At 46.3% G+C, this 26,298-nt stretch carries 29 protein-coding genes; 24 read left to right on the forward strand and 5 right to left on the reverse strand.

The window, feature by feature from the left end; all coding sequences use genetic code 11:
- The first annotated feature begins 14 nt into the window (after positions 1 to 14).
- The 3 genes from HII30_RS16880 to HII30_RS16890 all read left to right on the forward strand — a co-directional run bounded on the left by HII30_RS16880 (position 15) and on the right by HII30_RS16890 (position 2,512).
- Positions 15 to 1,004, forward strand: a complete 990-nt coding sequence (locus tag HII30_RS16880; RefSeq protein WP_169506226.1) for an inorganic phosphate transporter — start codon at positions 15 to 17, stop codon at positions 1,002 to 1,004.
- Positions 1,005 to 1,101: 97 nt separating this feature from the next.
- Entirely contained in the window at positions 1,102 to 2,058 is a 957-nt protein-coding gene (gene corA, locus HII30_RS16885) for a magnesium/cobalt transporter CorA (RefSeq protein ID WP_169506227.1), read from the forward strand.
- A 91-nt stretch (positions 2,059 to 2,149) separates the two neighbouring features.
- Entirely contained in the window at positions 2,150 to 2,512 is a 363-nt protein-coding gene (locus tag HII30_RS16890; protein ID WP_169506228.1) for a YrhK family protein, read from the forward strand.
- Positions 2,513 to 2,657: 145 nt separating this feature from the next.
- Here HII30_RS16890 and HII30_RS16895 read toward each other — a convergent pair whose 3' ends face one another.
- Positions 2,658 to 3,221 (reverse strand): hypothetical protein, encoded by a 564-nt coding sequence (locus HII30_RS16895; protein ID WP_169506229.1) that lies wholly within the window; start codon positions 3,219 to 3,221, stop codon positions 2,658 to 2,660.
- Between the two features lie 268 nt (positions 3,222 to 3,489).
- On the opposite strand from HII30_RS16895, the gene HII30_RS16900 reads away from it, so the two are divergent.
- The 4 genes from HII30_RS16900 to rlmD all read left to right on the forward strand — a co-directional run bounded on the left by HII30_RS16900 (position 3,490) and on the right by rlmD (position 7,653).
- Complete coding sequence (locus tag HII30_RS16900) at positions 3,490 to 3,780, forward strand: YerC/YecD family TrpR-related protein (protein WP_169506230.1); 291 nt, start codon at positions 3,490 to 3,492, stop codon at positions 3,778 to 3,780.
- Between the two features lies 1 nt (position 3,781).
- Positions 3,782 to 4,546, forward strand: coding sequence for a sirohydrochlorin chelatase (locus HII30_RS16905; protein ID WP_169506231.1), 765 nt, complete (start codon positions 3,782 to 3,784; stop codon positions 4,544 to 4,546).
- 20 nt (positions 4,547 to 4,566) lie between these two features.
- Positions 4,567 to 5,448 (forward strand): diacylglycerol kinase, encoded by an 882-nt coding sequence (locus tag HII30_RS16910; protein ID WP_169506232.1) that lies wholly within the window; start codon positions 4,567 to 4,569, stop codon positions 5,446 to 5,448.
- A 702-nt stretch (positions 5,449 to 6,150) separates the two neighbouring features.
- Positions 6,151 to 7,653 carry a 23S rRNA (uracil(1939)-C(5))-methyltransferase RlmD gene (gene rlmD / locus HII30_RS16915; RefSeq protein ID WP_169506233.1) on the forward strand — a complete coding sequence of 501 codons (1,503 nt, stop codon included), beginning with the start codon at positions 6,151 to 6,153 and terminating at the stop codon, positions 7,651 to 7,653.
- Positions 7,654 to 7,822: 169 nt separating this feature from the next.
- Here the strand turns inward: rlmD and HII30_RS16920 are convergent, their stop codons facing one another.
- From HII30_RS16920 to HII30_RS16930, 3 genes are all read right to left on the reverse strand, one after another.
- Positions 7,823 to 9,061 (reverse strand): site-specific integrase, encoded by a 1,239-nt coding sequence (locus HII30_RS16920; protein WP_169506234.1) that lies wholly within the window; start codon positions 9,059 to 9,061, stop codon positions 7,823 to 7,825.
- Positions 9,062 to 9,066: 5 nt separating this feature from the next.
- A complete protein-coding gene (locus HII30_RS16925) occupies positions 9,067 to 9,249 on the reverse strand; it encodes a hypothetical protein (RefSeq protein ID WP_169506235.1) in 183 nt (60 codons plus the stop codon).
- A gap of 137 nt (positions 9,250 to 9,386) precedes the next feature.
- Positions 9,387 to 10,109, reverse strand: coding sequence for a helix-turn-helix domain-containing protein (locus HII30_RS16930; RefSeq protein ID WP_169506236.1), 723 nt, complete (start codon positions 10,107 to 10,109; stop codon positions 9,387 to 9,389).
- A gap of 152 nt (positions 10,110 to 10,261) precedes the next feature.
- Between HII30_RS16930 and HII30_RS16935 the strand changes: the two genes are divergently transcribed.
- The 17 genes from HII30_RS16935 to HII30_RS17015 all read left to right on the forward strand — a co-directional run bounded on the left by HII30_RS16935 (position 10,262) and on the right by HII30_RS17015 (position 24,486).
- Positions 10,262 to 10,513, forward strand: a complete 252-nt coding sequence (locus HII30_RS16935; RefSeq protein WP_169506237.1) for a hypothetical protein — start codon at positions 10,262 to 10,264, stop codon at positions 10,511 to 10,513.
- Between the two features lie 15 nt (positions 10,514 to 10,528).
- Positions 10,529 to 10,714, forward strand: a complete 186-nt coding sequence (locus tag HII30_RS16940; RefSeq protein ID WP_169506238.1) for a helix-turn-helix domain-containing protein — start codon at positions 10,529 to 10,531, stop codon at positions 10,712 to 10,714.
- Between the two features lie 13 nt (positions 10,715 to 10,727).
- A complete protein-coding gene (locus HII30_RS16945) occupies positions 10,728 to 12,986 on the forward strand; it encodes a phage NrS-1 polymerase family protein (RefSeq protein WP_169506239.1) in 2,259 nt (752 codons plus the stop codon).
- Between the two features lie 142 nt (positions 12,987 to 13,128).
- Entirely contained in the window at positions 13,129 to 13,425 is a 297-nt protein-coding gene (locus HII30_RS16950; protein ID WP_169506240.1) for a hypothetical protein, read from the forward strand.
- A 5-nt stretch (positions 13,426 to 13,430) separates the two neighbouring features.
- On the forward strand, positions 13,431 to 13,823 hold the full coding sequence (locus tag HII30_RS16955) for a hypothetical protein (RefSeq protein WP_169506241.1): 393 nt from the start codon (positions 13,431 to 13,433) through the stop codon (positions 13,821 to 13,823).
- A 12-nt stretch (positions 13,824 to 13,835) separates the two neighbouring features.
- Positions 13,836 to 14,093 carry a hypothetical protein gene (locus HII30_RS16960; protein WP_169506242.1) on the forward strand — a complete coding sequence of 86 codons (258 nt, stop codon included), beginning with the start codon at positions 13,836 to 13,838 and terminating at the stop codon, positions 14,091 to 14,093.
- Between the two features lie 46 nt (positions 14,094 to 14,139).
- Complete coding sequence (locus HII30_RS16965; RefSeq protein WP_169506243.1) at positions 14,140 to 14,460, forward strand: HNH endonuclease; 321 nt, start codon at positions 14,140 to 14,142, stop codon at positions 14,458 to 14,460.
- 107 nt (positions 14,461 to 14,567) lie between these two features.
- Positions 14,568 to 14,879 carry a P27 family phage terminase small subunit gene (locus HII30_RS16970; protein WP_169506244.1) on the forward strand — a complete coding sequence of 104 codons (312 nt, stop codon included), beginning with the start codon at positions 14,568 to 14,570 and terminating at the stop codon, positions 14,877 to 14,879.
- Positions 14,880 to 14,942: 63 nt separating this feature from the next.
- Positions 14,943 to 15,584, forward strand: a complete 642-nt coding sequence (locus HII30_RS16975; RefSeq protein WP_169506245.1) for a head maturation protease, ClpP-related — start codon at positions 14,943 to 14,945, stop codon at positions 15,582 to 15,584.
- A gap of 24 nt (positions 15,585 to 15,608) precedes the next feature.
- Positions 15,609 to 16,223 carry a hypothetical protein gene (locus HII30_RS16980; protein WP_169506246.1) on the forward strand — a complete coding sequence of 205 codons (615 nt, stop codon included), beginning with the start codon at positions 15,609 to 15,611 and terminating at the stop codon, positions 16,221 to 16,223.
- Positions 16,223 to 16,666, forward strand: a complete 444-nt coding sequence (locus HII30_RS16985) for a hypothetical protein (RefSeq protein ID WP_169506247.1) — start codon at positions 16,223 to 16,225, stop codon at positions 16,664 to 16,666. The genes HII30_RS16980 and HII30_RS16985 overlap by 1 nt, the downstream gene beginning before the upstream one ends.
- 28 nt (positions 16,667 to 16,694) lie before the next feature.
- A complete protein-coding gene (locus HII30_RS16990) occupies positions 16,695 to 17,030 on the forward strand; it encodes a hypothetical protein (protein WP_211184649.1) in 336 nt (111 codons plus the stop codon).
- A gap of 86 nt (positions 17,031 to 17,116) precedes the next feature.
- Entirely contained in the window at positions 17,117 to 21,622 is a 4,506-nt protein-coding gene (locus tag HII30_RS16995) for a phage tail tape measure protein (protein ID WP_169506249.1), read from the forward strand.
- Between the two features lie 132 nt (positions 21,623 to 21,754).
- Positions 21,755 to 22,516 carry a DUF3800 domain-containing protein gene (locus tag HII30_RS17000; protein WP_169506250.1) on the forward strand — a complete coding sequence of 254 codons (762 nt, stop codon included), beginning with the start codon at positions 21,755 to 21,757 and terminating at the stop codon, positions 22,514 to 22,516.
- Positions 22,517 to 22,793: 277 nt separating this feature from the next.
- On the forward strand, positions 22,794 to 23,171 hold the full coding sequence (locus tag HII30_RS17005; protein ID WP_169506251.1) for a hypothetical protein: 378 nt from the start codon (positions 22,794 to 22,796) through the stop codon (positions 23,169 to 23,171).
- Between the two features lie 61 nt (positions 23,172 to 23,232).
- Positions 23,233 to 23,604 carry a helix-turn-helix domain-containing protein gene (locus tag HII30_RS17010; RefSeq protein WP_169506252.1) on the forward strand — a complete coding sequence of 124 codons (372 nt, stop codon included), beginning with the start codon at positions 23,233 to 23,235 and terminating at the stop codon, positions 23,602 to 23,604.
- A gap of 42 nt (positions 23,605 to 23,646) precedes the next feature.
- Entirely contained in the window at positions 23,647 to 24,486 is an 840-nt protein-coding gene (locus HII30_RS17015; protein ID WP_169506253.1) for a hypothetical protein, read from the forward strand.
- A gap of 386 nt (positions 24,487 to 24,872) precedes the next feature.
- On the opposite strand, the gene HII30_RS17020 is transcribed toward HII30_RS17015, so the two are convergent.
- On the reverse strand, positions 24,873 to 25,604 hold the full coding sequence (locus HII30_RS17020) for a type II toxin-antitoxin system PemK/MazF family toxin (RefSeq protein WP_211184650.1): 732 nt from the start codon (positions 25,602 to 25,604) through the stop codon (positions 24,873 to 24,875).
- Positions 25,605 to 26,298 lie beyond the last annotated feature (694 nt).

Raw genomic sequence — 26,298 nt, forward strand, 5'->3', positions numbered from 1 at the left:
GAGTCCTGTAAACTATGGAAACAACCACGCTTGTACTGGGCCTCGTCGTATTTTTGGCCTTGTCATTCGATTTTATTAACGGATTTCACGATACGGCGAATGCCATAGCGACCTCGGTATCGACCCGGGCGCTCAAGCCGCGGACCGCGATTATACTGGCAGCATCTATGAACTTTGTGGGTGCGATGATGTTCACCGGTGTTGCGAAGACCATCGGCGGCAGTATCGCAGATCCGTCCAAGCTGGATAACGGGATACAGATCGTCATAGCGACATTGATCTCGGCGATTATCTGGAACCTCGTCACCTGGTGGTTCGGCATTCCGTCTTCCTCTTCTCATGCCTTGATCGGCGCGCTCGCCGGCGGTGTGTTTGTAGGGGCAGGCAGCGACGCGCTCAACTACGGCGGTTTCCGGGATATTATTTTGGCCTTGGTGTTATCACCGTTGATTGCTTTTGTCGGCGGTTATCTCATTATGCAGCTGCTGAAGGTGATCTTTGCCAAGCGCAGTCCGCATAACGTGAACAAGGGCTTCCGGACCATGCAGATTTTCACGGCTGCGCTGCAGTCATTCACGCACGGTACGAATGATGCACAGAAAGCGATGGGGATTATAACCTTTGCACTTGTGTCTTCGGGTCGGCTGAATGAGATGGAGGTCCCCTTGTGGGTAAAGGTGTCGGCTGCGACAGCGATGGCACTTGGTACCTCGGTCGGGGGCTGGAAGATCATCAAGACAATGGGGACGAAAATTTTCAAAATCGAGCCGATCAACGGTTTTGCTGCTGACTTTACGGGAGCAACCGTCATCTTTGGAGCAACCCTGCTCCACCTGCCGATCAGTACAACACATGCGATTACCTCGGCAATCCTGGGTGTCGGTTCCGCAAAACGTTTCTCGGCGGTGAAATGGTCCCTCGCAGGCCGAATTGTGATCACCTGGTTTATTACCATTCCGATTACAGCGGTACTGTCGGGCTTAATTTTCAAAATTTTATTTTAACATTATAGATATAATATAAAAGAAATAGCTGGAGAGCCAATCGGTAGATTGGCTTTTTGTTTAGGCTGCTGATGCTGAGTAGACAGGAGGGACGCGGATGATTCGCACATTGGCGGTGACGAAAGACGACCAGGCGGTGATCGGAGTGCCGCTGGAGGAGCTGCAGCTGGAGGAATATGCCTGGGTATGGGTGGATTTTAATGCGCCGGATGCGCAAGAGTCTGCGCTGCTGAGCACCTATTTTCATTTTCACCCGCTGGCGGTCGAGGATTGCCTGCATATTTTGCAGCGTCCAAAGCTGGATTACTATGAGGAGCTGCAGTTTCTGGTGCTGCATGCGCTGGATCCGGTCACTCTGGGAGCCGTGGAGGTGGACTTTTTTCTGTCACCTAACATGCTGGTGTCGTTTCATATGCAGTCCCTGCCGGAAGTCGATGAAGCATGGGAACGCGTGACGGAGCATGCGAAGAAGGCGCTGCCTGTCGAGAACGGATCCACATTTGCAGCCTATACTGTAATGGACAAGCTGGTGGATCAATATTTCCCGAGCCTGTTTGCAATCGAAGATGAGCTGGCAGAGATCGAGAGCCAGAGTGCGGAGGAGCCGGTGGAGAATCTTATGAGCCAAGTGTTCCAGCTTCGGGCGAAGCTGCTCAAGCTCCGCCGTACCGTCGTGCCGATGCGTGATCTGCTGTACCGGGTCGTGAACTCGCAGCATGTCCAGCGTCACGGACACCATGCCTATTTCTCCGACGTGTACGATCATCTGCTGAAGCTGACGGACATGATTGAGGCGGACCGGGAGATGACGTCAGATCTGCGGGACAGCTATATCTCCCTGAACTCCAATCGGATGAACAATATTATGAAGACGCTGACGGTCATTACGACCATCTTTATGCCGCTCACCCTGATTGCAGGAATTTATGGGATGAATTTTGACAGAATGCCCGAGCTGCACTGGCGTTTCGGGTATGGAGCAGTGCTGCTGCTCATGTTTGCACTCGGAGGCGGGATGGTGCTGTGGTTTATGCGGCGCGGTTGGTTTAAGTAGATGGTTTCAGATTTGGCAGTTTCTTGCATCTTTGCAAAATCCGATTCAGAGCTTACATGACGGGTAAGCATGAGTAGGAGGGATTAAGCGTATGAACACAAAACAGGAAATTGCTCAGGACAGCCGGCAAGCGGGTTCCAACGAGCGGCTGCGAACCCGAATGAAGCGCAGACTGGCAGCGGCGGCCCGGAGGAAAAGAAGGCTGACTGTCACCAATCGGTACGAGACGGGCATGGTGCTGAGCGAGATTGTGACCGGTCTTTTTTTTATCGCCGGAAGCATCTGTATGTTCTATCCGCAGTCCAAACATATCCCTACCGTCCTGTATCTTACCGGCAGTATTATGATGCTGCTGAGATCCGGACTGAGAGCGTCATACTGGTTCCGTCTAAAAGAGCTTCAAGCAGAAAATGCGGCCGGCGGGGCCACCGGAGGCGGGGATTGGACACGCTGAGAGTCATTGCAGAAAAAACGGGGTGCAGCACAGACGGTGCTCCTTCAACATACTTTAGCCTGACCGGGGAAATGAACTGCCCAGGTCAGGCTTTTTTGCGGGAATATGATGTATAGGATCACAGACTGGCATATGCAGCTTCCGCCTAGGATTTTGTGCGTTTGCGGGTGCCGGTGTTAGGGCGGCGGGTACCGGATTTTTTGCGGCCCTTGGCGGGGCGGCGTCTGCGCGCGGGATATTGAAATTCATCCTGGCCGGGACTTGAGGAAGAGGATTTCTTTTTACCGAGGGCTCCGGCGAAGATCGACATCATAGGCGCAAGCTGCTGAAAGCCCTGCATGACCTTCTGTACCTTGCCCATATTGGCGATGAGACCATCGATGCCTCCCATGCGGTCAATGATACCTTTTACATCAATGTTGCTGAGATTGAGTCCTCCCAGCAGTCCTGCCAAACCGCCGCTGGATGCTGCCGGAGTCTGGGGGGCGGAAACGGCCGGTAGATTGGAAACCGCGTCAATCGGCGCTATGGATGGCTGAGTGGAGCCGGCATAAGAAGGGTAGAAAGAAGACGTCTCCACCCCAGCAGGGTAATCGGAATAAGGCGTAACCTCAACCCCGGGATAGGATGACGCTGGCAGTGACTCACTCAGTGCCCGATGGGAGGATCCGTTTCTGCGGTGATGATAGTAATGGTGATGTCCTGACATGTTTATCACTTTCCTTTGTTGGTTGGTTTACTATACTGTATGAGTTAGGCGGGCTAATGTACTGGGCGATTGCCCTGCTTTGAGGGGTCAGAGATCCAAACGGGCGGGTGCCTATTAGATTCAATCGAAAAAAAGCTGGCACCTTTTTCCTGATCTGGCGGGGATCGGACGGACAGTCTTCAACGCGTGAAATCGGTAACGCTTGAAAAGACGGGGTCCGCTCGGGTACAATGAAGGAACGAACAAGTAACGGTAGGGGATGAGGCCAGTGCAATTAAAAAAATTAAATGATAAAAGCATCGATCAATTGTTCGAAGCGGTTCTAACCTTGAAAAGTGTGGAAGAGTGTTATGTGTTCTTTGATGACCTCTGCACCGTGAATGAAATCCAATCTTTATCCCAGCGTCTAGAAGTGGCGCGCATGCTCGGGAAGGGTTCAACATACAACCAGATTGAAGCAGAAACCGGAGCCAGTACAGCGACGATCTCGCGGGTGAAGCGCTGTTTAAATTACGGGAATGACGGGTATAAAATGACGTTGGAGCGTCTGGGGCGCTAGGATGATAAAACCAGGCGTACTTGTGATCAGCCACGGCTCCAGATCAGACTCCTGGGTGGCGCTTGTGGAAGAAGCGGTTTCTTCTTTAGCGGACCGAAGCCACCTGCCGGTGGTATCTTCTTACCTGGAACTGGTGGATGGCAAGCTGATTCAGGACGGGATTACTGCACTGGAAGACCAGGGTGTCACAGACATGCTGGTTATTCCGTTGTTCGTCTCCTCCGGGAGCACACATGTGGATGAGATTGCTTATGCGATCGGGGCTAAGGCCGAACCGGATATGGAGACCGATCTCGCGCCATTTCAGGTGAAGTCCCGGGTGCATTTCGGAATGCCGTTTGACGATGATAACGATATTGCTGCGATGGTATGGGATAAAGTGAAGGCTTTGTCCGTGGAGCCTTCCCGTGAAGTCATTCTTATGGTAGGCCATGGCAGTCCGCATGAGCTGTTCTGGCGGCGCTGGGAGAAAATTATGGCTTCTCTGGCTCAGCGGGTGGAGCAGGTCAGCGGCCTGCGGGCGGACGGTGCGCTGCTGAATCCCGGAAATGTCCAGGAGCAGGTGAAGGCATGGCAGAAACGCGGGTACGAGGTGATCGTGGCTCCGCTTTTTTTAAGTAAAGGATATTTTACCGAGAAGATTATCCCGGAACGACTAGACGGCTTACTGTGCCGCTACTCCGGTGACACGCTGCTGCCGCACCCGCGGCTGCCCGACTGGATGCTGAAGCAGGTGGAACATCTTCTCGGATCTTTGAAATTATAAATACAGGTGGCGTATGGTACATGAGAAAAGCACGTTTAATCTATAATCCGACCTCCGGGCGGGAGGAAATGAAGCGCCGTCTGGCGGATGTGCTGCAGCGGCTGGATAGTGCCGGTATTGAAACCTCCTGTCATGCGACGACGGGTGAAGGCGATGCGACCCGTTCTGCGGCGGAAGCTGTGGAACGGGGGTATGACCTCATCATCGCCGCCGGAGGTGACGGCACCTTGAACGAAATCGTGAACGGCATGGCAGGCAAGGATAATTTGCCGCCACTGGGCGTATTTCCGCTGGGAACGACGAATGATTTTGCCCGGGCGCTTGGCATCTCGAAGAATTGGGAGGACTACTGCGATCTGGTGATCCGCGATGTGACCCGTCCCATTGATGTCGGCGTAGCCAACGACCGGTATTTCATTAATATAGCAGGCGGCGGTACACTGACCGAGCTGACCTATGAGGTGCCCAGCCGTCTGAAGACGATGATCGGGCAGCTGGCCTATTATCTGAAGGGGCTGGAGAAGATGGTCAGCCTTGCTCCGCAGGAGCTGATCATCCGCGCGGCCGGCCAGCCGGAAATCCATGATGAGTTCATGGTGTTCCTCATGGCCAACAGCAACTCTGTCGGCGGCTTCGAACGCCTGGCCCCCGGCGCCAGCATCGACGATGGCATGCTCGACGTGATTGCGCTGCGCAAGTGCAATCTCGCGGAGTTTGTCCGCCTCGTCAGCCTGGCCCTGCGCGGGGAGCATGTGAATGACAAGAAGGTCATTCACTTCCGGACCAACTACATGGAGGTTTCTTCTCCGGGTCCGGTCCAGTTGAATCTGGACGGCGAATTCGGCGGCGTGCTGCCGGGCACCTTCCGCATCCTGCCGCATCATCTGCGGATTTTTGCTTGAGTGGGCTCCCGTCGGGGAGCTTTTTACTTTGGTGGGGGGGCTCGGTAAGGATGCACTGGTGTTGGCAGCAATGGTGGGCGCTCCGTGCCTGGTATCGATCTTCCGATCGCTGTTGGTGTTGAACATGCCTGAATGTATTATTGAGATGTACATGTTCAACACCAAAGGCGAACGCTTCGCTTCTCCAGCTCGATTCCAGTCCCTCCGCTAACATTGCTGGTTTTTAAGGGCATCCTTGTGAGCTAGTGGTGAGGGACGGGGTTGGGGCGGCTGCGTGCCGGTTGGCACTTCGCTGTTAGTACAGGATGCACTTCTTATGCAGCAATCAATGGGGGCGGCTCCGTGACCTGGATCGATCTTCCGATCGCTGTTGGTGTTGAACATGCCTGAATGTATTATTGAGATGTACATGTTCAACACCAAAGGCGAACGCTTCGCTTCTCCAGCTCGATTCCAGTCCCTCCGCTAACATTGCTGGTTTTTAAGGGCATCCTTGTGAGCTTGTGGTGGGGGAGGGATGTGAGGGCGTCGCTTCGAAGATGGAGGCTCAGGCAAGGAGGCATTCTCAAGTTAAGCCATGGGGGCGCTCTGGGGCCTGATTTTTATTTTGTAATTCAAGTATAGATGTCAAAGGTATCGTGGATACCTTATCATATATAAGCAGTGACCCAAGTTTGAACGAGAAAGAAGTGAACAGCAAGCATGAAGAAGAACCGCAGCGGACACTCGCGCCGCAGCTATAAAGATAGTAAGCCCTCCGCGGCGATCCTGGATCTGCCGGTGGCAAAAAACGATGAGACTGTGATCGATATTATTGGAATGAACCATGACGGAGAAGGGGTTGGCCGGGCAGAGGGCTATACCCTTTTTGTGCAGGGAGCACTGCCGGGGGAAAAGGTCCGAGTAAAGGTACTCAAGACCAAGAAACAGTACGGTTACGCCAAACTCGTGGAGCTGGTGGAAACCAGCCCGAGCCGGATTTCTGCGCCTTGTCCGATCTATGACCAATGCGGCGGCTGCCAGCTGCAGCATATGGACTATGCCGCTCAATTGGAATGGAAGCGTCAGTTGGTGGTGGACAACCTGGAGCGGATCGGGAAGCTGCGGGTGAAAGGCGGGAAGCTGGACACAGAGCAGGTTGGTCAGGCTGGACAAGCAGCCGGTGCAGATGAGGCAAACAGCATTCTGGTGCGGCCGACGCTCGGGATGAGTGAGCCTTGGCGCTACCGCAATAAATCTCAGGTTCCGATCGGTGTTACGGAAGGCGGCCTGGTCGGCGGTTTCTATGCCCGTGGCAGTCACCGGATTGTGGATATGGAAACTTGTCTTATTCAGCATGAAGAGAATGACAAGGTGGTTAACCGTGTGAAGGCCATCGGCCGGAAGCTTGGGATCTCTGCATATGATGAGGAGACTGGTCAAGGACTGTTGCGGCATGTGGTGGTGAAGATCGGTTTTGCTACAGGTGAGATGATGATCGTCCTCGTGACCAATGGAGATAAGATTCCTCATCTGGATGAGTGGATCGCGTTGATCCGGGAAGAGCTGCCGGCGGTTGTGAGTATCTGTCAGAATGTGAATATACGGAAGACGAATGTTATTTTTGGCGATGTGACTCGTGTATTGTGGGGCCGTGAGGTCATTCATGATTACATCGGAGATGTGAAGTTTGCGATCTCTGCGCGTTCGTTCTACCAGGTGAATCCGGCACAGACGGAGATTTTGTATGGAAAAACGGTAGAATACGCTGGTCTGACCGGGAACGAGACCGTGATCGACGCATATTGCGGGATCGGTACGATCTCGTTGTTTCTGGCTCAGCATGCCAAAAAGGTCTACGGCGTAGAAATTGTGAAGGAAGCGATTGAGGATGCACGTGGGAATGCTGAACTGAATGGTATGAATCATGTGCAGTTTGAGGTTGGTGCGTCCGAGGACGTCATTCCAGCCTGGAAAGAGCAGGGCATCGAAGCCGATGTCATCGTCGTTGATCCGCCGCGCAAGGGCTGTGATCCACGGTTGCTGGAGACGATTCTTGAGATGCAGCCGGAGCGAGTGGTGTATGTGAGCTGCAATCCGAGCACGCTGGCAAGGGATTTGAGGATTTTGGAGGATGGTGGATATCGTACGGTGGAGGTGACACCGGTGGATATGTTCCCGCATACTACACATATCGAAACCGTTGCTTTGCTGACAAGGAATTGATACAGGTCTATAATCCCTTGTGTATAAAGGGCTTTAACACTGTTACAGTCTTAGTGAAATGATTATAACAGAAGCTAATAACAGCATTTGATGTGAAATTGATGTGAAAAAGCAAATGAAGCACCAGTAAATGGTGATAATTCGACATAAAAAAAGACACTTTCAGCATTCAGCCGAGTGTCTTTTTTTCTTGCTTTTCTTTGCGTGAAGTAAACAGTGAATCGAATTTATCAGCTGCAGCTTGATCCGCAGATCGGAGGGAATGGCCATAGATGTTCATGGTAGTTGTGATATTGCCGTGACCTAGTCGTTCTGAAATGATCTTAGCATGAACACCCTGGTTAATAAGCAGCGTCGCTGAAGTGTGGCGTAGATCATGAAAGCGAATATAGCGCATTCCATTCTTCTTAATGAACTGTCTGAACCACAGATACGGGCGTTCATGGTGAAATGGTGTCCCATCTGCATGAGAGAAAATAAAGTTCCACTCCCGGCCTTCCCGATCCTTACCGTTCCATGCATCCTTTAGCTTATCACGCTCTTTGATCCTGTGGGCGTAGTATTCGCGCAGCTCCTCCAGCACTGAGCCTGGGAGAGAGACTTTCCGCTTTGAATTCCTAGTCTTAGGTTCCTTCACAATGATTTCGCCTTTAAGGGCTTGTACAAGCGTTTGAGACACGTCTAGAACGCCTGTCTTCCAGTCAATGTGCTTCCACTCTAAGCCCAGGAGCTCACCGCGCCGCATTCCCGTTGTCAGTGCAAGAGTGATCATCATACGCCAGTGAAAAGGCTCTTTCTCAAGCGCCTGGAGGAGCTGAGAGACTTCTTGTTCATCATAGGGGATGATTTCTTTACTGATTACCTTGGGCTTCTTCACATCCTTTACAGGATTGTTCTTGATGATCTTCCACTCAACAGCTCGCGAAAAGATGTTCTTCAGCAGCCGGTGATTGATCTCTATAGTAGCAGAAGCAAGGCCGCCGCTCTTATTGTCCCCTCTGCCGCCATCTTGTCCTAAGCTCTCCAGGAAGTCCACAATGTGCAGCGGCTTAATATCTTCAAGTTTCATATGTCCAAAGGTCGGTACGATCCGTTTCTTCAGGTGAGATTCATAAGCGATTCGAGTTTTATGCTCCAGCTGCTTAATTGAATACTTTGACCGCCATTCTACGATGAAGGCATCAAATGTCATCTTCTGTGGAGTGATATACTCACCGGCTAAAACCTCCTGCCGGAACTTTGAATATTCGTCCTCTAAATAGTTCTGCAGCTTCTTAATGGTCTTCAGCAGTGCTTCATCCGTGATTGTGATGGTCTTTGTTTTCCTCCCATACTTCCCTCCAGGTCCTTTACCTGTGTACACAGTAAAGAACCATGAGTTATCACCGCGCTTTTGGATGTTCGGCATTCTGTTCACCCCTTTCGATTATTGAGCTTGTCCGGAATGACCCTTAAGGAATCGTCGTCCACTGTTTCGGGATCTTGGACAGGCTCAGGTATTTTGTACGTTCCGTTCTTGATCGCTCGAAGCAGCGCAGTTGCAATGAGGTCATGAATAAAGTCCTGTGTTTCCTGAGGGAATTGATTGATGTGCATACGCAATGTCTCCCTTTTAATTTTTAATTTATACCTACGTATTTAACGTTTTTACGGATTAAGTACCTGAAACCCTTGGTGCGTAAGGGTTTAACCTGCTTTTTCACCTACGTATTTTGGTCGTATTAATGTACGTATTAATCAAACGATTGTTCATTAGGAAGCAAGAGTTCAATCATGTTTAGTATTCTATTTTTTTCTTCCTTGGATAATTTGCGTCCTTTATATGATAATCCAGGTCTTTTAAGCACAGTAGAAAGTTCATTGTCCATCAAGTCGAGTAACGTATCATCCTCGTTCTCGTTGGTGATTAAATTTTCTAAATATTCTAATGCGGTTGAGTATGCTTTCCAACGTTGTCTGTCGTTAAGTGATTTTTCGAGGTAGTCCTCCTCTCTGAGAAGCTTTAACCTCTCTTTGAAAAAACTTTCGGCAGAATCAAGAAACAAACTTGGACTTAGCTTCAGGTCTTGCGATGCTAAAACTTTTTCGAAATCGGATGCTAAATCTTGTGGAAATTCATCATTAACAAACAACTTTTCCTTTATCAATTCGATCGTATATAACAACCCTTTGTAAGAAATAGCATTCATTACTTCTGGCATTTTTCTTAGCGATCTGTTATTTGATTGATCGCCAACGGGAGAGTGCCCGGCTTTATGAAGTAAATCCATATATGAAATGTTAAGCGGATCGGCTAGTTTTTTCAGAATGTCAGGCGAAGGAATTCCCCGTTCACCACGTTCTAATTGTGAAATATATGAATGCGATACACCTGATAATGAATCTAGTTTTCTCATGGTCAAATTAGCATTTTTGCGTAATTCGCGTAGGTATGATCCGAATTCTTTTGCTTCCACTTGTAACCACTCCTTTTTACAATATTATTAGCACAAAAGTACACAAAAATACAGTTTATTTTATAAAAAGGTTGCAAATGAGTGTACACAATGATATTATCTGGTTACAAAAGAAAACACACAAATGTAAACAAAGGGGGTGAGGCTAAACTATGAACAGAAAAACCATAGGCGATCTACTGGGAAAGATCCAAGTAACAACCTATAAAATCAACCAAATGTTAAATCGCACGGCTTTCGTTACATTGAGTAATTGCAGAGACTTAGTAGATTTAGAAGTTCGTATTGTGGAAGATCAAAGGGAAATCTATTTCAAAGCTGTGCAGGTGATCGTAACTAAAGAAACTGCATTCGAGTTGAGGAAAATTCTGAAGCAACTTAAACAACTCACAACAATTAAATGAAAAGGCGGTGGTTAAATGCAAAAAATCACATTAACGGTTACTGAAGCTGCTGAACTGATCGGCGTGTCTCAAACCACAATCTATACGATGGCCAGAGAAGGGCAAATCCCTCACGCAAGAGTTCGAGGGCGGATTCTGTTCCATCGGGAAGTAATTGAGTCCTGGCTGCGCGGTGGGTTCCAAGAAACACAACAGGCATAGGCGGTGAATGAGCATGAATGTCGATAAGATACCAGCGGAGCTGAAGCAAAGGAAACAATGGATCGTCTGGAAGCTCGAGAAACGTACCGGATCGGCAAAACCTACAAAGGTCCCGTATACCGTAGACGGTGAACGTGCTTCTTCAATGAACCCGGATCACTGGACAAGCTTCGAAAGCGCACTGGCAGCGTATGAGAGCAACAAAAAGGTACTCTCTGGCATCGGGTATGTTTTTTCTGATTCGGATCCGTACACAGGAATTGATATTGATGATTGCATCGTTAAGGGGAAGGTACAGGAAGATATTAAAGAAGTAGTGATCATGTTGAATAGCTACACAGAACGCAGCCAGAGCGAGAAGGGGCTCCATGTGATTGTGAAAGGGAGAATACCGGGGCCGAAGAATCGAACAGGCAAATTTGAAATGTATGAACAGGGCCGATTTTTTGTAGTCACCGGCGATCATGTGCTCAAGACTCCAGAAACGATTGAGGAACGCCAGAGTGAATTAACCTTGCTGTATGATCTCTTATTTGTAGATGAAAAGCCGCGCCTAAATCATAATGTGCCCACTTCCATAACCTTGAATGATCAAGAAGTTATAAAAGCAGCTGAGGAAGGGGGAGATGGCGAGAAGTTTAAGCGGCTTTATTCCGGGGACTTGAGATCATATCCAAGTCAAAGTGAAGCCGAAATGGCCCTATGTAATATATTCGCACTCTACACAAAGGATCGTGAGCAGATCGATCGACTATTTAGAAGTAGCGGTATGATGCGTGAAAAATGGGAGCGCGAGGATTACCGGGAACGAACCATAAGCAATGCTCTCGTGAGGGTTGCTGAGCAATACCAAGGCAAAAAAAATACGCCAAAAGGCGTACATTCATCAGCTAACAACAGTTTATCACAACTAAATGAAGTTGACGAGTCCGAATATGAGTTCGGTTTTGAAACAGTTGCGGAATGGGATGTAAGGCTGAGTGAGTTAGCGTTGCACGGTCTTGCCGGTGATGTGGTCAGGCTAATTGAACCTCATACTGAAGCCGATCCTGCAGCACTTCTAATAAACTTCTTAACGATGTTTGGAAACATGATAGGTACAGAACCGCATTTTGTGGTGTCAGGTGGCGAGCATAGAATGAAACTGTTTTCCGTACTTGTGGGAGCCACGTTCAGAGGGAAGAAAGGAACCTCGCTTGATCCAGTCCTAAAATTAATGAGTGCAGCTGATGCGGAGTTTAATTCTCGAAAAAAGTCTGGCTTATCGAGCGGTGAAGGCGTTATAACGGCAGTTCGAGATGAAATGATTGAACAACAACCTATATATGAAGGAAGCGGAAAGGATAAGCGACATACCGGTGAGTATGAGGACGTCATCACAGATGTGGGTGTCCAGGACAAGCGGCTGCTGATCGTAGAGAGTGAATTCGGCTCAGTATTGAACGTTTTACGCCGAGAAGGAAATACACTTTCGGCCGTTATCAGAAATGCTTGGGACGGAAGCGGTGATATAAGAACGCTCACCAGGAACCCGTTGAAAGCCACTAACACGCACATATCCGTTCTAGGACACATAACGCCGGAAGAGCTGAGAAAGCTTCTAACAGGTAACGAGATCCACAACGGCTTTGTAAACCGGTTTCTATGGCTTTATGTCCAGCAGTCTAAGTCACTGCCCAGCGGCGGCGAATTTCATAAAGTTGATGTCGGGCCGACGGTCGAACGGATCAAGGAAGTATTGGAATTTGCCATGAACGGAATGCCCAGGGATGAACAAGGCAAACAAATTCCTATGGAGCGTGATGCCGCAGCTGCTGAGCTATGGGAGAGAATCTATGAACCTATACAAAAGGATGCAGGAGGAATAATAGGATCAGCTACAAGCCGGGTTATCCCATATCTGATGCGACTAGCTTGCATTTATGCCTTATTGGATTTGTCTCATACAGTGAGGGTCGAACATTTAAGGGCAGCGTTAGCATTGTGGCAGTACTGTTATAAATCCGTAGTGTTCATCTTTGGAGAACAGAACGTTCAAGACGATCCTATCATCCACAGAATCATAGAAGAACTGAAAAAGAACCAAGAAGGTCTAAGTGCTACAGATATTTTCAAAGGGATATTTCAGAACAATGTTTCTTCTAAAGACATTCAGGCAGCAGTTAAAAAACTGACAGATAACGGCCTGGTTACAGTCGAAAAAGAAAGTAGCGGAAGAGGTAGGCCGCGACAAAGAATCAGGTTAAACGCCTCAGAAAAGGTGCCAGGTTAATTAATCCGTAATTAATTCATCATTAATAAGTGATGTGAAAATAGCTTCAAACCCTTACGCACCAAGGGTTTCAGGTACTTAATCCGTAAAAACGTTAAATACGTAGGTATAAATTAAAAAGTACTTGAAAGTGGTGAGATTCATGCCTACTGCTGATGAACTGATCTATGAAGCTGAGATTGAAAAGATGGACAAGAGGGCGAGGGCGGCAGGGTTCCTCACTCTGTGTCCAGGCGAAGTGTATACCTGTCAATTACACCGGACCACACATGTGTTCATCATGCTTGTGGGTGAGAAGTGGAGTGCGTGGCGTGAGACATGGAAAGAAGGCAAACGGCACTCGAATGCTCAGAAGACTATAGTCGAGAACGTCCCATTTGAAATAGCGATACAGAAGGCTAAAGGTTACTCACAATTTATTTCAAAGAAAAGAGGATGATTCATATGTTCGAAAACAAAGATTGCTCGCTGGGTTCTAATTCTGGATATTGGAATACGCTTAATGGTCTGAAAGAGCAGCGCAAACTGGATCCGTTGGTTTTTGGGGAAGTAGCATACGAAGCCGGCATGAAGTTCGTTGTTAAGGAAATGGCCAGATCAAGACATATGAGCGATCCGGAAATCAAGGATTTCGAATGGAGAGGTGATGACATAACGCAAGCCAGAGAGAAAACCAAGACGCTTATGCAGCAGCTGAAGGAAGTCCTCAGCGAAGAACATTACAGGCTTGTGCTGGAACTGGATGATGCGCTGTCTTTGGAAATGAATTATAGCCAGGAGCTGCAGTACGCCAACGGCTTTTGGGATGGCTACAGATACGTGCGGCTCTTAGAGTAGGAGGGCATTCTTGTGAGCAAGGAATTGAGAACCTTTGAGATACGGTTTCAGAACAACGTGGTCACGATCAGCACAGACCGATCAAGACTCGGCACACTGGAAGCTTTGGTCACTATCATATTCCATGAGTTTCACCGGAAGAGTCCGGAAGAGTTTGATGGCTTTATGATGCGTATGAATCTGCTGCATGAGTTCACGAAACAACGGAAGGAACACATTGATGGAGAACCGCTAAATGACAATGCGTTCTGGAGATCCGCTGATAAGTGAGAAGAAGGCTACAAACCATTAGGCATTTGAAGGAGGTGATGACTATATGAGTGAGTACGATTTCAATAACGAGCGAGAGAGGAAACGTTTTTATGGTAGCGCCAGTTGGTTGAGACTCAGGCAGGAAGTCCTGAAGAGAGACCACAACGAATGCATTGAGTGTGCGAAGGAAGGGAAGGTAACGACCAGAGAAGCAGCTGTATTGGAGATTGACCATATCCAAGAGATAAAAGACAGGCCTGATCTCGCGCTAGATATTGATAATCTGCGCACTCTTTGTAAGTACCATCACAATGTGCGGCATGATCGGTTCGATGGGAGAGTGCAGCAGGAGAAAGTGCGCAGATGGGATGACGAACAGTGGTGATGATGCCCCCGGCCTGAATCTTTTCAGGCTCATACTTTTCATTCTGGACCGGTGGGGAGTCGATTCCGTAGATTTATCGCGCGCGCGTGAGGGGGGGTAGGGGTGAAATGGATGAAAAGAAGCTCAAAGCGATCAAGGACGAGCTTCTAAAGCTGATCGATAAAAAGAGCAGTGTCCAGGTGGAGAAAGTGGATCGATATATTAACCTGGTCCGCAGCTATTACCTGCTGGATGCAGCGATCGAGGAACACGGTGTCATGATCACAACGGAGAACGGGGCACAGCGATTCACAAAGCCAAACCCTGCCATTGCTGAGAAGAACAAGGTTAACAGCTCATTGATTGCTCTTGGTAAAGATTTAGGTCTAGACACACTTGTCGAGAGAGGTTCCAGGTCAACCATAAGCGACTTGATTTAGCGTATCGGATACAGACGGGGGAACGTATCCGAAAATACAGATTCGTGGGAAAGAGGGTTAAGCATGAGGCATTTTACAAGACAGGACTATTTCAAGTCATTTAAAAACCAGTCACACGCCGGGCAGCTGAAGAAGATTAAGAGGAATTTTAAAGCAGAACGGATTGGAAACGGCACCACATTAATGACGATCTACGGGTTCATTGGAAACTCACAGTGGGAAGATTCCATTTCTGCGGCGGACGTTGATAACGCGTTAAGAGGTGTCACTGGCGACATCAACATCAACCTGAACAGCCCGGGTGGCATACCTTTTGAAGGTATATCAATCTATCAGCGGCTCAAAGAGCACAAAGGTAAGGTGACCATATACGTAGATGGCTGGGCCTGCGCTGCCGCGTCCGTTATCACTATGGCAGCAGATAAAACGATTATGGGACTTGGCGCCATGATGATGATCCGCGAGGAGAGCTCGTTAGTGGTGGGGACTAAGTCTGACATGCGAAAAGTAGCTTCCGTATTGGATGAATTAGATGAACGTATCATCGAAATTTACATGACGAAAGCCAAGGTCAGCCGCGATAAAGTCCGGAGCATGATGGGTGCAGAGGCGTGGCTGAACGTTCAAGAAGCCGTGAACATTGGTTTTGCCAACTCAACGGCTGGCAGTAATGGCAAGCAAAATAAAGCCTTAAGCATTCTTTAAATAAGATCCGTGGAGGGATAGTACATGAAAAAAGTAAAGCTGATTGATGCCAATGATTACTGTGTTGAATCGAGAAAGGCAATTCAAATCGTTCTTGAAAGAGAGCGGACGCTGGGAAAGAAACTCAAGATCAGGGACAGGCTTGAGCTGGTAAGAAAGCACAAAAATCATGCCAAGTCCCCCGATGAACTTGAAGCATTGGAAGCACTGGAGAAACAACTGGAGAGAAGGATTCGATTCAAACAAATCAACGAACGGGCTATTCCAGAAGAACATAAAGAAAAGGTGTTGCGGAATGCAGCCGTTGAACTCCAGGAAGCGAACAAGATGTCAGATGACTTGAAAGCTCAGATCAGTTCTCGTTATAAGCACCTGGAGGATGAAGTCATTCCTCTAATCGCAAGCATTGGAGATCTCGAGCGAATCAAGGGGGCCCCGATGCAGGTCAACTTCATCATTGATTATGAAATCGGAGAGGATACAGTCTTCAAAGTCGAGAACATCATTCGGCAGCTGGGTCATTCACAGTGTGAAAAACTGGCCAATGATATAAATTTCCACCTGAGAAAAGCGATCGAGGGCATGAAAAAGCTAGAGCGTACTGCTGGTTCCAAAACGCAAAAGGAAGGTGAAGAATAATGTCCAAATTAGAAAAAGAGATTGCAGAGCAAGAAATGTTAACGCCGCTGTTTAGCTACCCTTACCAGGTTGTGGCTATATCAGATCAAGCTAAAACGAACTTTGGTCTATCCCTAAAAAAGGGTGGACCCCTTGAGAAATTGAAGGATCTGTTTAAAAGAGCCGAGGAGCTGCATCATTCCCCCTTTGTAGGCCAACGCACCTTTTACTATGACGATCCGAACGAACCTGAAAAGGACCGTATTGAAGCGACTAAAGAACTTGCAAAGCACAACATGGCCTATGGTGGCATCATGGGGATTTCTTACAGAAGAAATGGTTACGCCTCAATCAGCCATGCCACCCCTTTGGAAGAGGGCAAAGATTACAAAATCAAGGTAGGCGAAAAAATCATTCACGAGCAGCCTGAGAAACTGACATTCGATGATATTAAAGCGCTGTAAGGGATCTCATTATCAATGAACGGGGGCGTTGATCATCCATAAAGATGTGCTGGATACAATCATGAAGGACTATTCAAGACGGATCAAGGAGGACGATCTGGAGCTTGAGGAATTGAAAGGTATGTTTGAAGTACAAGCCAAGCTGCTAGGTGAATACCAGAAAGAAATGTCTAGCCTGGAACAACATATCCGGGATCTCGTGAAAACACATGAAGAGATAGTGGAGTTTCACAAAGGGATCATCCTGGAGCATGATTCGATGAAAGAATTCATTGAGGATCAGAACCTCAAAAAAGAGTACCAAGAACATAACGTCATAAGGACTTTGGGTATGGCACAGACGCTGAATCAATCTAAGGATTGACGAATACCCCGTAGTTACTCAGCCCTTTCCAGCACAGTGGGAGGGCTGATTTTATAAAAAAACGCAAAAAAAGGTGGTCGGTATTCATGGCAGAAGACATCGAGGTATCAAACCTAGTCACAAAGCTATCCGTTGATGACTCAGGCTTAGAGAAGTCAATGGCGGAGCTCACACGCCGTATGAAGACGGTACAGTCTGAATTTCAGGCAGCATCGTCCAAGTTGGGAGATCACGCGAAGTCACAGAACGCGCTGCGGACCAAAGCAGACTCTTTAAACAAACAGATGGAGTTACAGGGGCAGCGGATCGCTAACCTGAAACAGAAGCATGAAGAGGCTGCCCGATCCAAAGGCGAGGATGCCAGGGAAACTCAGAAGCTTGAGGTCCAACTGAACAAGGCAGTGACAGCTTATAACAAGATGCATCATGAGCTGCAGGCAACGAACAAGGAGCTCGAGCAACAGGCCTCAGCGTGGAATAAAATTTCCGGTGTCCTGGACAGCGCATCTAAGAAAATGGACGACGTGGGCCGGAAGATGTCAGCAGCCGGGCAAAGCATGTCTTTAATGGTTACAGCGCCTTTGGTCGCTGCTGGTGGAGCTGCTATTAAGACTTCGATCGATATAGAGTCGGCTATGGCCGGAGTTAAAAAAACCGTCGACATGACAGCGCAAGAGTTCGATAAGCTTGAACAAGAAATCATGGACATGTCCAAGCAGTTACCGGCATCAGCGGTTGAAATTGCCAGTGTCGCTGAAGCGGCTGGTCAACTCGGGATCAAGAAAGAAGCTATTATGGGCTTTACCCGGACAATGACTGATTTGGGTGTAGCAACCAATATGAGCGCTACAGAGGCGGCAACTTCCTTGGCGCGACTTGCCAACATCACAAATATGCCGCAGGACAACTTTGACCGTCTTGGCAGCACTATCACAGCGCTCGGCAATACCTTGGCCACAACAGAAGGTGAGATCACTGCAATGGGTCTTAGATTAGCTGCAGCAGGTAATCAGGTCGGTTTAACAGAGGCTGAAATCCTTTCTTTCGCCGGGGCCTTATCATCTGTAGGCTTAGAGGCTGAAGGTGGAGGTACGGCTTTTTCAAGGGTTATGATTGAAATGGATATGGCGGCCAGACAGGGCGGAGACAGTCTGAAGACATTCGCTGCTGTTGCAGGTATGTCCGCAACTGACTTTCAGACTTCATTCAAAACGGATGCTTCAGGAGCTCTTGCGACATTCATTGAGGGATTAGGGAGAATGTCCAAGGCTGGGGGGGACGTATTTTCTGTCCTTGATGATTTAAATCTTTCTGAGATTCGCGTACGTGATTCTTTACTTCGTGCTTCTGGTGCAGGGGATTTGTTCCGGACCAGTTTAGAAACTGGAACAACAGCTTGGGAAGAGAATATTGCACTGGTCAATGAAGCCAACGAACGTTATGGGACTACTGAATCCCAGCTTGAAATGATCGGCAATAGGATTGTGGCCGCGGCGAAAACGTTGGGAGACGAATTAGTTCCGGTTTTGATGGCGACTCTTGAAGCTCTTGAGCCTTTATTCCAATCCATTGAAGAAGGCGCTCAGTGGTTTGCTGGTTTAGACACCGAAGGACAACAACTGATTATCACTTTAGCGGCGATAGTAGCAGCAGCCGGGCCGTTGTTGTTTGTAGCTGGTCAATTGGTGATTAGCATAGGTGCTTTAATCCCAGTCGTTAAAAATTTAGGAACCACTTTCATGTGGTTGACAACCACTCCCTGGGGTTTAATTGTAACAGCTGCTGCAGGCGTCGCGTCCGCCTTTGTTGCTATCAAACTTAGCATGAGCGAGGCAAAAAAGTCAGCTGAAGACCTGGCTAAAGCACAGCAAGATCTTCAAAATGTTCAGAAGAACGGCATTGATCGGAGCGAAGTAGAGGCTGCAGAAGAGAAAGTCAAAGCTTTAGATAAATTAACAGAATCTTATAAAAAGCTGGTCGCTGTAGCCGCAGACTCAGATTCAGCAAAAATGGGGAACAACGTCCTGGCTCTGGACTCAGCAGCCAAAAAACTGGACATCAGCATGGGCGAGTTGGATAAAGAAGCACGTAAATTCGGCATAACTTTAGATTTCATCGACGACAACGGTAAAATCACAGCCAAGTCATTGAATCAGCTTACCAATGCAACAAAAATATACAGCCAGGCAATCAAAGACGCGCAGAGAGCTACGACTACTGAAATAAATGAATCAGCTAAACAAATTGCGATGGAGAAGCAGAAGGTCAATAGTGTCAAGAATCTTCTTGATACCTATAAGACAGCAAAAAAAGAATCTAATGAGTATAAGAATGCACAATCAGAACTAGCCCAGATGTATCCGCATCTTAGCACAGCTACCGGTCTCAATGTTGAAGCCATAGAAGGTCTGATAGGTGCTCATGAGAAAGAAATCAGCCTGGCGTGGATGAATCTTCAAATCAAAGCCCGAGAAGCTAAACAAGAGACAGACACGGCCATAGCCAAACAGCAGGCGGCTATAAAGATCGCTGAGGGTATTGCCAGAATCACAGGCGAAAGCGGTCTGGCTGAAATGGCTTTGAATCGAATGAATAACGAGTTGGCGCGATTGCAAGCAGAGGCAGTGAATCTCAAAAAATTAATTAACATGAAACCAGACGATTTCGAGTTACCGGAACTCAAAATCATAACAGTAGGTGGAGGAACGGGGGGTGGCAGTGGCAACGGAAAAGGGAAAGGCACTGGAAGGAAGGCAACCACTCCCAAAGCCCCTAAAGCACCAAAGGCCCCCAAAGCGGCAGCGTACGAAAACAAAGGGTTAGACGAGGCATACAAACAGCTTGAGTACAAAAAACGCATAGATCAGATGACACTCGAAAGTGAATTGAAGACGCTTGAGCAAATCAAAGCCAAGCACATCAAAACCGCCGACGAGCGCATGGAGATTGACGCCCGGATCTATGAAGCAAGAAGGGCTATTGGAGATCAGTCACTTGCCCAAGCGCTTGATGACATGGACAAGGCCAAGGCGCTCGGTAAGCTGACGGAAAGCGAAGAGATCAATCGCCTGAAACGAATCAAGAAGCTGTACGCTGATTCAGCCGAGGAACGCAAGCAAATTGATGACAAAATATTTGATGCGGAGCTCCGGAGGGAAGAGGCGAGGAAAGAAGCCTTAAAAAAGAAAATAGAAGAAGAGAAGGAACTGCGTAAGTCCGCGACGGAATACGTCTCACAGCAGCTACAGGCCGCCTATGAGGACCGCTTGGCTCGGGAAGAGCTTACAGCCGAGCAGCAATACAAGCTTCAGGATCGGTTGCTCAATGATCAGATTTACCTTTGGAACAATTATCTCAAAAAAGTACTGGCAGATAATCGGTACACAGCTGAGGAAAAGAAGCAGATCGAGCGTGAAGTTACGGAAGAAGTCCGAAAGCAAACTAATGAACGATTAATCCTACAGCGCAACTACGAGAAGGATGTTGCGAAGCTGCTGGAGGACGAAAAGAAAGCCAAGATCGACAATATCAATAAACTCTCCACGGATGTACAGAACGCACTCAAGGCTCAGTACCAAGAAGAGAAGAACGCGGCTGAATCCAGAATCCGGGACGCGCAGCAAGCCAATGAGGATTGGAAAAAGTCTCAATTAGACGCCATCAAAACGGTGTATGATGCCCGAGTAGATTCAGCGCAACGTGCTGCTGACGCCGAAATAGCAGCCATTGAAAGCACGTATAACGCCCGGATAGAGTCCATCCAAAAAGAATTGGATGCCATGAATCAGGCTGAAAAGCAAAAGAGTCGGGCTGAACTGGACGCTGAAGATGCTAAGAAGATCACGCGTCTCGAAGGTTTGATTGAATATGAAAACGATGACTTCAATCGGCAGCAGCTGCAGGAACAGTTGAACAAAGTTCTGGCGGATCAAAACAAGCGTCATCAGCAAGAACAACTCCAGGACCGCAAAGACGCTCTGAAGTCAGAGCAGGACGAGCTCAAGAACCGGCAAAAAGAAGAGATTGATCTAATCAAGCAGCAGTTGGCTTCAAAGAAGGAATTGATGGCAGCCGAGTATCAAGCCCAGCAGAACAACATTAATGCCATGTACGAATCTCAGAAAGCTTCGCTTGATCAGCAAATGGTTGAGACTCAGGCCCATTACAACCGGCTGCTGGAAGCCAAGAACATCCAAGCTGAAGCAGAAAAGATGATCATTTCAAAACAGCAAGCCGAGATTCTTAAACTGATTAAAGATTATGGTTCGGGGTATAGACAAGCCGGGGAGACATTGGGGGAACAGTTAGTCCAGGGATTCCAGCCGCAGGTGGACAGAATATCACAAATGATTTCTCAGATCACATCGCAGATGAATGCAGTTAGGAGTCAAGCTGTAGCTTCAATGGCTACTGTATCCCAGGCTGCAGCCGGTAAACAGAATCAATCTGGCAGCAACTCAAAGGCTCCGGGCGGCACGGTTCAAGGTACTGTGGTTTCGGTGACTCAAAACTTTAATACCCCCGTCACATCACCAAGCGATATTAACCGGGCAGCAACCAAAGCAGCGCAAAACTTGGCCACAAGACTATAAAGTCCCTTCAAAGTGACGACAACCTTATTAAGGCTCCCATGTGGGGGCTGTTTTTTTTGATTAGTAAGTTGCCAATGCTGACATATCAGGGTACAATTCACCTTATCGACATTCAAGGCGGTGTTATATGAAATGTTTTTCATAGATGAATCTGGAAGTATCCCGAAATTTTTAGATCAACGTTTTAAAAATAGATATTTTGTAATTAGCTTTGTGCACACTAATAATCCTAAGCATCTTAAAAATACATACAAAAGGGCAATAGGGTATCTGAAGGGAAAACATATTGATTTTTTTGAAAATTTAAAAGATCCTAAAGAATGCAAGGCGTCTGAAATGTTGCCATACATGAAAGCTTACATTCTGGAAAAATTGGCTTCTAACACAGATATAAAAATAGGATATATGGTAGTTAACAACACCGAAATTCAGCAAAGATTCAGAGACAAGCCTGGAAGATCCTTTAATTATTTAGTTAAAATTATTATGGAAAACTTCAGTCTGACGAAAGAGGATATTATTAATCTTGAATTAAATATAGACAATAGGAATACTGCGCTCGAAGGATTAACGGAGCTGGAAGGTTATTTATATAATGAACTAGTTTTAAATAAGGGGACTGTCGACTCTGTAAAAGTTAACTATCTTGAATCTTGCGATCACTACAACATTCAAGTTGCTGATCTTATTGCGAATGTTATTTATCAAAAATATAGATATCACGGAATGCCATTTCCCAACTATAGCGATATAAACTATGATATTGATAAAGTACATCCTTATACACCAGAGTATCTTCATCAAATTGTAAAGCGCCATATTGTTGTGCCGTATAAATATCCTCCTTCAAGAAACCCTGCGTATAAACAAGTAAGTGCAGCAGTTCAAAAATAAAATTGACAGATATTTTAAATCATGATAAGATACGCGTACAGTATTCAAGTAAGTCCTCAATAGGCGCGATTAATCACGTAAGCTGCCTGTGTGGTAGCCGCTCTGAGGCTAGGATATTGTCCCTCTTAGAGGGGTGGAATTTACATAATCCGAAAGTATCGGTAAGGAGAAGTCTCACGAGAGCTGGTGAGGCTTCTTTTTTTTATATTATTACTCTTACAATATTATACAATGTGATATTATGAATTTAATTTAATTAAACTAAGGTGGTATGTATATGTTGCAAGATATTAAAGTTATTGGCGCTACATTAATGAAGGCAGGCAATATTGAACTGTACAAGCAGTTGCTTGATTACCAGGCTGATGCACAGAAACTAATTGATGAAAATATGAAGTTGAAAGAAGAAAACAGGGTGCTTAAAGAGAAATTGATGATTCAAAGTGAATTAGAGTTTAGGAATAACCAGTATTTTAGAATCAAGGATGGTATCAAGTTAGGCCCTTATTGCACCAGATGCTGGGATGCAGAATCAAAGCTGATCAACCTACATCAATCAAACGATGGCTACTCTGATTGTCCATCTTGTAAGGTCAGCGTTGTGAACAATCAAGCACCTTATAATCAATCGTACGACGATTCATTTGGATGGTAAGTGTAATTTGAATGAAAATGTATCGGAAAGTATTGGCTGAGAGCCGTAAATGGGGTGTAGTATGAGTGACCAACCTTCAGAAGAAGCGATGAGAAATTTATATCAATTCCTCGGCAGGGTATTGCCGAAATATCTTGGTACTGAGATCCGTGAAGAACAAAGACGGGATGCAAAGGAATTGAATTCAGAGCCAGACAGGCACAGAAGCTTTCTGTCACGAGAAGAGTTACCGAATAACTTGAGCGCTAAGGATATCCATCAATTCACAAATATTAAACTCAGGACAGTCTACGACTTAATGAATAAAAGTCCAGAGTGTGGAGGGATTCCTTCGTTTAGAATAGGCAAGCCGTTGTTGTCTGATCGAGAAGAGTTTTTGAGATGGTGGGACGAGACCAAAGAAAAAGGTAGAAAGTGGCCTTCACACAAATGATTTCTGTAAAAATAATGAAGAATATTCATAGGAGAGATATTATTGCTTAAACTCGTTGAATATATGGAAAGAAGGCTTAAGGAGGATCATATTAACGAATGGGATTACAAACTAAAATCAGAGAATACTCGAATCTGTATTAACTATGTGTTTGAGTACTTTAATAATTATTTAACAGAAGATGCTGCAGATGAAAAGACAGTATTAGAAATCGAAAGAATAGAAAAGTATAAAGCCCAGCTCGAAAATTTTGAGCAAGATGTTCAGGAGTGGCTTGTTATGGTCTTTGATAAACACAACAAAAAGATGAATGTTATTATCCGCAATTTCATCAAAAAGCAAGAGTTGTTTTTGCTATTTAATCAGGACAGTGAATTTAGGTCTCTCTCCTATGAATGTTACTCACAATTAATCAAGAAGTATCAGTTCATAAGGGACAACACGGAAATGATATATGAAGTTATTAAGCAACTACATACGATCGAATCATCTACCAGGTGGAATGATAATGATTTTGTAATAAACGAATCCATAACAGAATGGATTGAAGGAGCATTTAAAAAGCATAACGTCAATCTTGTCGCATTTGCCGAAGATTGGGTCATTTATTTTTTTGACAATGAGAATCTTTGGCCGGCTCGTCATAAAAAGAAGAGCATCTTGGAATATAGAAAATATGACTATGACTATAAGCAAAAGGACAATTTGTTTAATATCAATGAACTATATAGGAGACTTCCAAAGAAGTCTTTTATAAGGGGAAGAAAGCAAGAATTAGAGATACTAATGATGTTTTTGTGGCTTCACACAATTGATGGTGATCAGGAGTACTGGGAAGAATATAAAAGCAAGGTTGGGCTGAACTCGACGGTTATGCATTAATATCTTATCGCCAAAACTGGCGGAAACCTTTAAGAGCGTTTCAACGGATCCCACATAGTCCTGAGCTGGACCCAACGAGTACATGCTTTTCGCTTACTGGATTTTTAGTATTCCCCTAACTTGTGGAAAGCGCTCTTTCCTTATCAATGATGCGCTCAATATTGAGCGCATCGCGCCGGGATAAAAACCAGCTGCACAGATCCGTGCAGCCGTCATGAAATTCACGATGATTAAAGCTTCCCGTCAAATTGACGACATGATAATGTGACTGCTCAAAACTGAGCCGTGAACCGTACGCAAAATGCGGATAGTCATAACGGACAAGGAATTCCCAAAGCCGGGGAAAACCTCAGCCCCCAAAATTGGGGAGTGAGTCAATGAAAGCTCTAAAAGTTTGGTGGGATCTTTATCCCGCCCTGAATTAAAAAGGCTTTCTGTAATAATTTCATTTTGCTAGGAGTTACTACAGCTAACTTATACATTAATCTAGAAACATCGACTGTAGTCAGTTGTTCAAGGAGCGCGGTGCTATCTTCTTTCAGCCCATCTGAGACAGAGAAATCAACATGCATAGGGTAACTTTTCTTGACTTTTGATGTTAATGGAATGATATTAACTGAAGATCCGGATTTCCCAAAAATAATTACCGGTCTTTCTCCACCTTGCTCGCTACCTACTTTTTCACCAAGATCAGCGAACCAGATTTCACCTACATTAATACTAATTTCATCTATACCCATTTGAACTAACAAGGCCTTCTTCAACAGGTCCATCTTTTGTGCTGTTACATCAGCAATTTTAAATTTCAATAACGCAAGGTCAATCAAACCCAACTGTTCCGTAAGGGCAGTGCTATTTTCTTCGAGCCCATCAGAGACAGAGAAGGCAACATGCATAGGGTAGTTCTTCTTTGCTACTTTAGTTGTTAATGGAACGATGTGAACATGAGAAGGTCCTGACTTGGCTATAATAATAACGGGCCGTTCTCCGCCCTGGATGCTGCCTTCTTTCTTGCCAAGATCAGCGAACCAGATTTCACCTACATTGACGTTCTTCTTGCTATCTTCCAAAATATCAAATCCTTTCGATGGGATGGACTTTTTTCCATAATATAACATAACGAAAGATATGTATACGGTCATTCATAGTTAAAACATGTATAAGGTATTCTTGATGTGAAATTGATGTGAATATTGATGTTAAGCGCCAATAAAGTCCTATAATGAAAAACAAACGACACCGAAAAACCTTATAACCATGCGGTTTCTTGGCACTATAACAGAAGGGTTGTCAATGGGATCGTTTCCCGCATACGGTGCATGTAGAATCGGTGGCTTTGTTGGTGGGGAATGGTACAGATCACTGAAACCGCTGTAGTGGAGTGGGTTTCGGGAGTGGTACAGATGAAAAAAAGTATAAAACAGAGGCTGGGGAAAAGTAGAGTTGACTGATTGTTGACGAAATATATTCTGATACCTTAATAGAAGTACCCTGATTCTTGATGGAGTTATATTAATAGGACAGGGTTCGACTACCCTCGCCTCCATACAAACAGGCAAAAAAGCGATCCCACAAGGCAATGTCGTTAAGTTAAGATGTAGAGCCAAAATCAAGAACAAGAGCAGGTTATCGAATTAGATAGACTGCTCTTTTTTTGGTGCGCCCGGCATAGGCGATAACTTGGTGGTGAAAGTCCACTACAGGCTTGGCAGTAGGAACTGTTAGCCAAAGGCAAGGTGTCGACCGTGAGGTAGAATCTGAAGGAAGCCGGAGGCAAACCCTCGGTCTGACGAACAGAAATCACATAGTAGG

The organism is Paenibacillus lemnae (genome assembly GCF_012933385.1).
GTDB classification, from domain to species: domain Bacteria; phylum Bacillota; class Bacilli; order Paenibacillales; family Paenibacillaceae; genus Paenibacillus_AQ; species Paenibacillus_AQ lemnae.

Coding starts and splice junctions, on each gene's coding strand:
- HII30_RS16880 (WP_169506226.1), top strand. CDS start 15: ATGGAAACAACCACGCTTGTACTGGGCCTCGTCGTATTTTTGGCCTTG.
- corA (WP_169506227.1), top strand. CDS start 1,102: ATGATTCGCACATTGGCGGTGACGAAAGACGACCAGGCGGTGATCGGA.
- HII30_RS16890 (WP_169506228.1), top strand. CDS start 2,150: ATGAACACAAAACAGGAAATTGCTCAGGACAGCCGGCAAGCGGGTTCC.
- HII30_RS16895 (WP_169506229.1), bottom strand. CDS start 3,221: ATGTCAGGACATCACCATTACTATCATCACCGCAGAAACGGATCCTCC.
- HII30_RS16905 (WP_169506231.1), top strand. CDS start 3,782: ATGATAAAACCAGGCGTACTTGTGATCAGCCACGGCTCCAGATCAGAC.
- HII30_RS16910 (WP_169506232.1), top strand. CDS start 4,567: ATGAGAAAAGCACGTTTAATCTATAATCCGACCTCCGGGCGGGAGGAA.
- rlmD (WP_169506233.1), top strand. CDS start 6,151: ATGAAGAAGAACCGCAGCGGACACTCGCGCCGCAGCTATAAAGATAGT.
- HII30_RS16920 (WP_169506234.1), bottom strand. CDS start 9,061: ATGCCGAACATCCAAAAGCGCGGTGATAACTCATGGTTCTTTACTGTG.
- HII30_RS16925 (WP_169506235.1), bottom strand. CDS start 9,249: ATGCACATCAATCAATTCCCTCAGGAAACACAGGACTTTATTCATGAC.
- HII30_RS16935 (WP_169506237.1), top strand. CDS start 10,262: ATGAACAGAAAAACCATAGGCGATCTACTGGGAAAGATCCAAGTAACA.
- HII30_RS16940 (WP_169506238.1), top strand. CDS start 10,529: ATGCAAAAAATCACATTAACGGTTACTGAAGCTGCTGAACTGATCGGC.
- HII30_RS16945 (WP_169506239.1), top strand. CDS start 10,728: ATGAATGTCGATAAGATACCAGCGGAGCTGAAGCAAAGGAAACAATGG.
- HII30_RS16950 (WP_169506240.1), top strand. CDS start 13,129: ATGCCTACTGCTGATGAACTGATCTATGAAGCTGAGATTGAAAAGATG.
- HII30_RS16955 (WP_169506241.1), top strand. CDS start 13,431: ATGTTCGAAAACAAAGATTGCTCGCTGGGTTCTAATTCTGGATATTGG.
- HII30_RS16965 (WP_169506243.1), top strand. CDS start 14,140: ATGAGTGAGTACGATTTCAATAACGAGCGAGAGAGGAAACGTTTTTAT.
- HII30_RS16970 (WP_169506244.1), top strand. CDS start 14,568: ATGGATGAAAAGAAGCTCAAAGCGATCAAGGACGAGCTTCTAAAGCTG.
- HII30_RS16975 (WP_169506245.1), top strand. CDS start 14,943: ATGAGGCATTTTACAAGACAGGACTATTTCAAGTCATTTAAAAACCAG.
- HII30_RS16980 (WP_169506246.1), top strand. CDS start 15,609: ATGAAAAAAGTAAAGCTGATTGATGCCAATGATTACTGTGTTGAATCG.
- HII30_RS16985 (WP_169506247.1), top strand. CDS start 16,223: ATGTCCAAATTAGAAAAAGAGATTGCAGAGCAAGAAATGTTAACGCCG.
- HII30_RS16995 (WP_169506249.1), top strand. CDS start 17,117: ATGGCAGAAGACATCGAGGTATCAAACCTAGTCACAAAGCTATCCGTT.
- HII30_RS17000 (WP_169506250.1), top strand. CDS start 21,755: ATGTTTTTCATAGATGAATCTGGAAGTATCCCGAAATTTTTAGATCAA.
- HII30_RS17005 (WP_169506251.1), top strand. CDS start 22,794: ATGTTGCAAGATATTAAAGTTATTGGCGCTACATTAATGAAGGCAGGC.
- HII30_RS17010 (WP_169506252.1), top strand. CDS start 23,233: ATGAGTGACCAACCTTCAGAAGAAGCGATGAGAAATTTATATCAATTC.
- HII30_RS17020 (WP_211184650.1), bottom strand. CDS start 25,604: ATGTTATATTATGGAAAAAAGTCCATCCCATCGAAAGGATTTGATATT.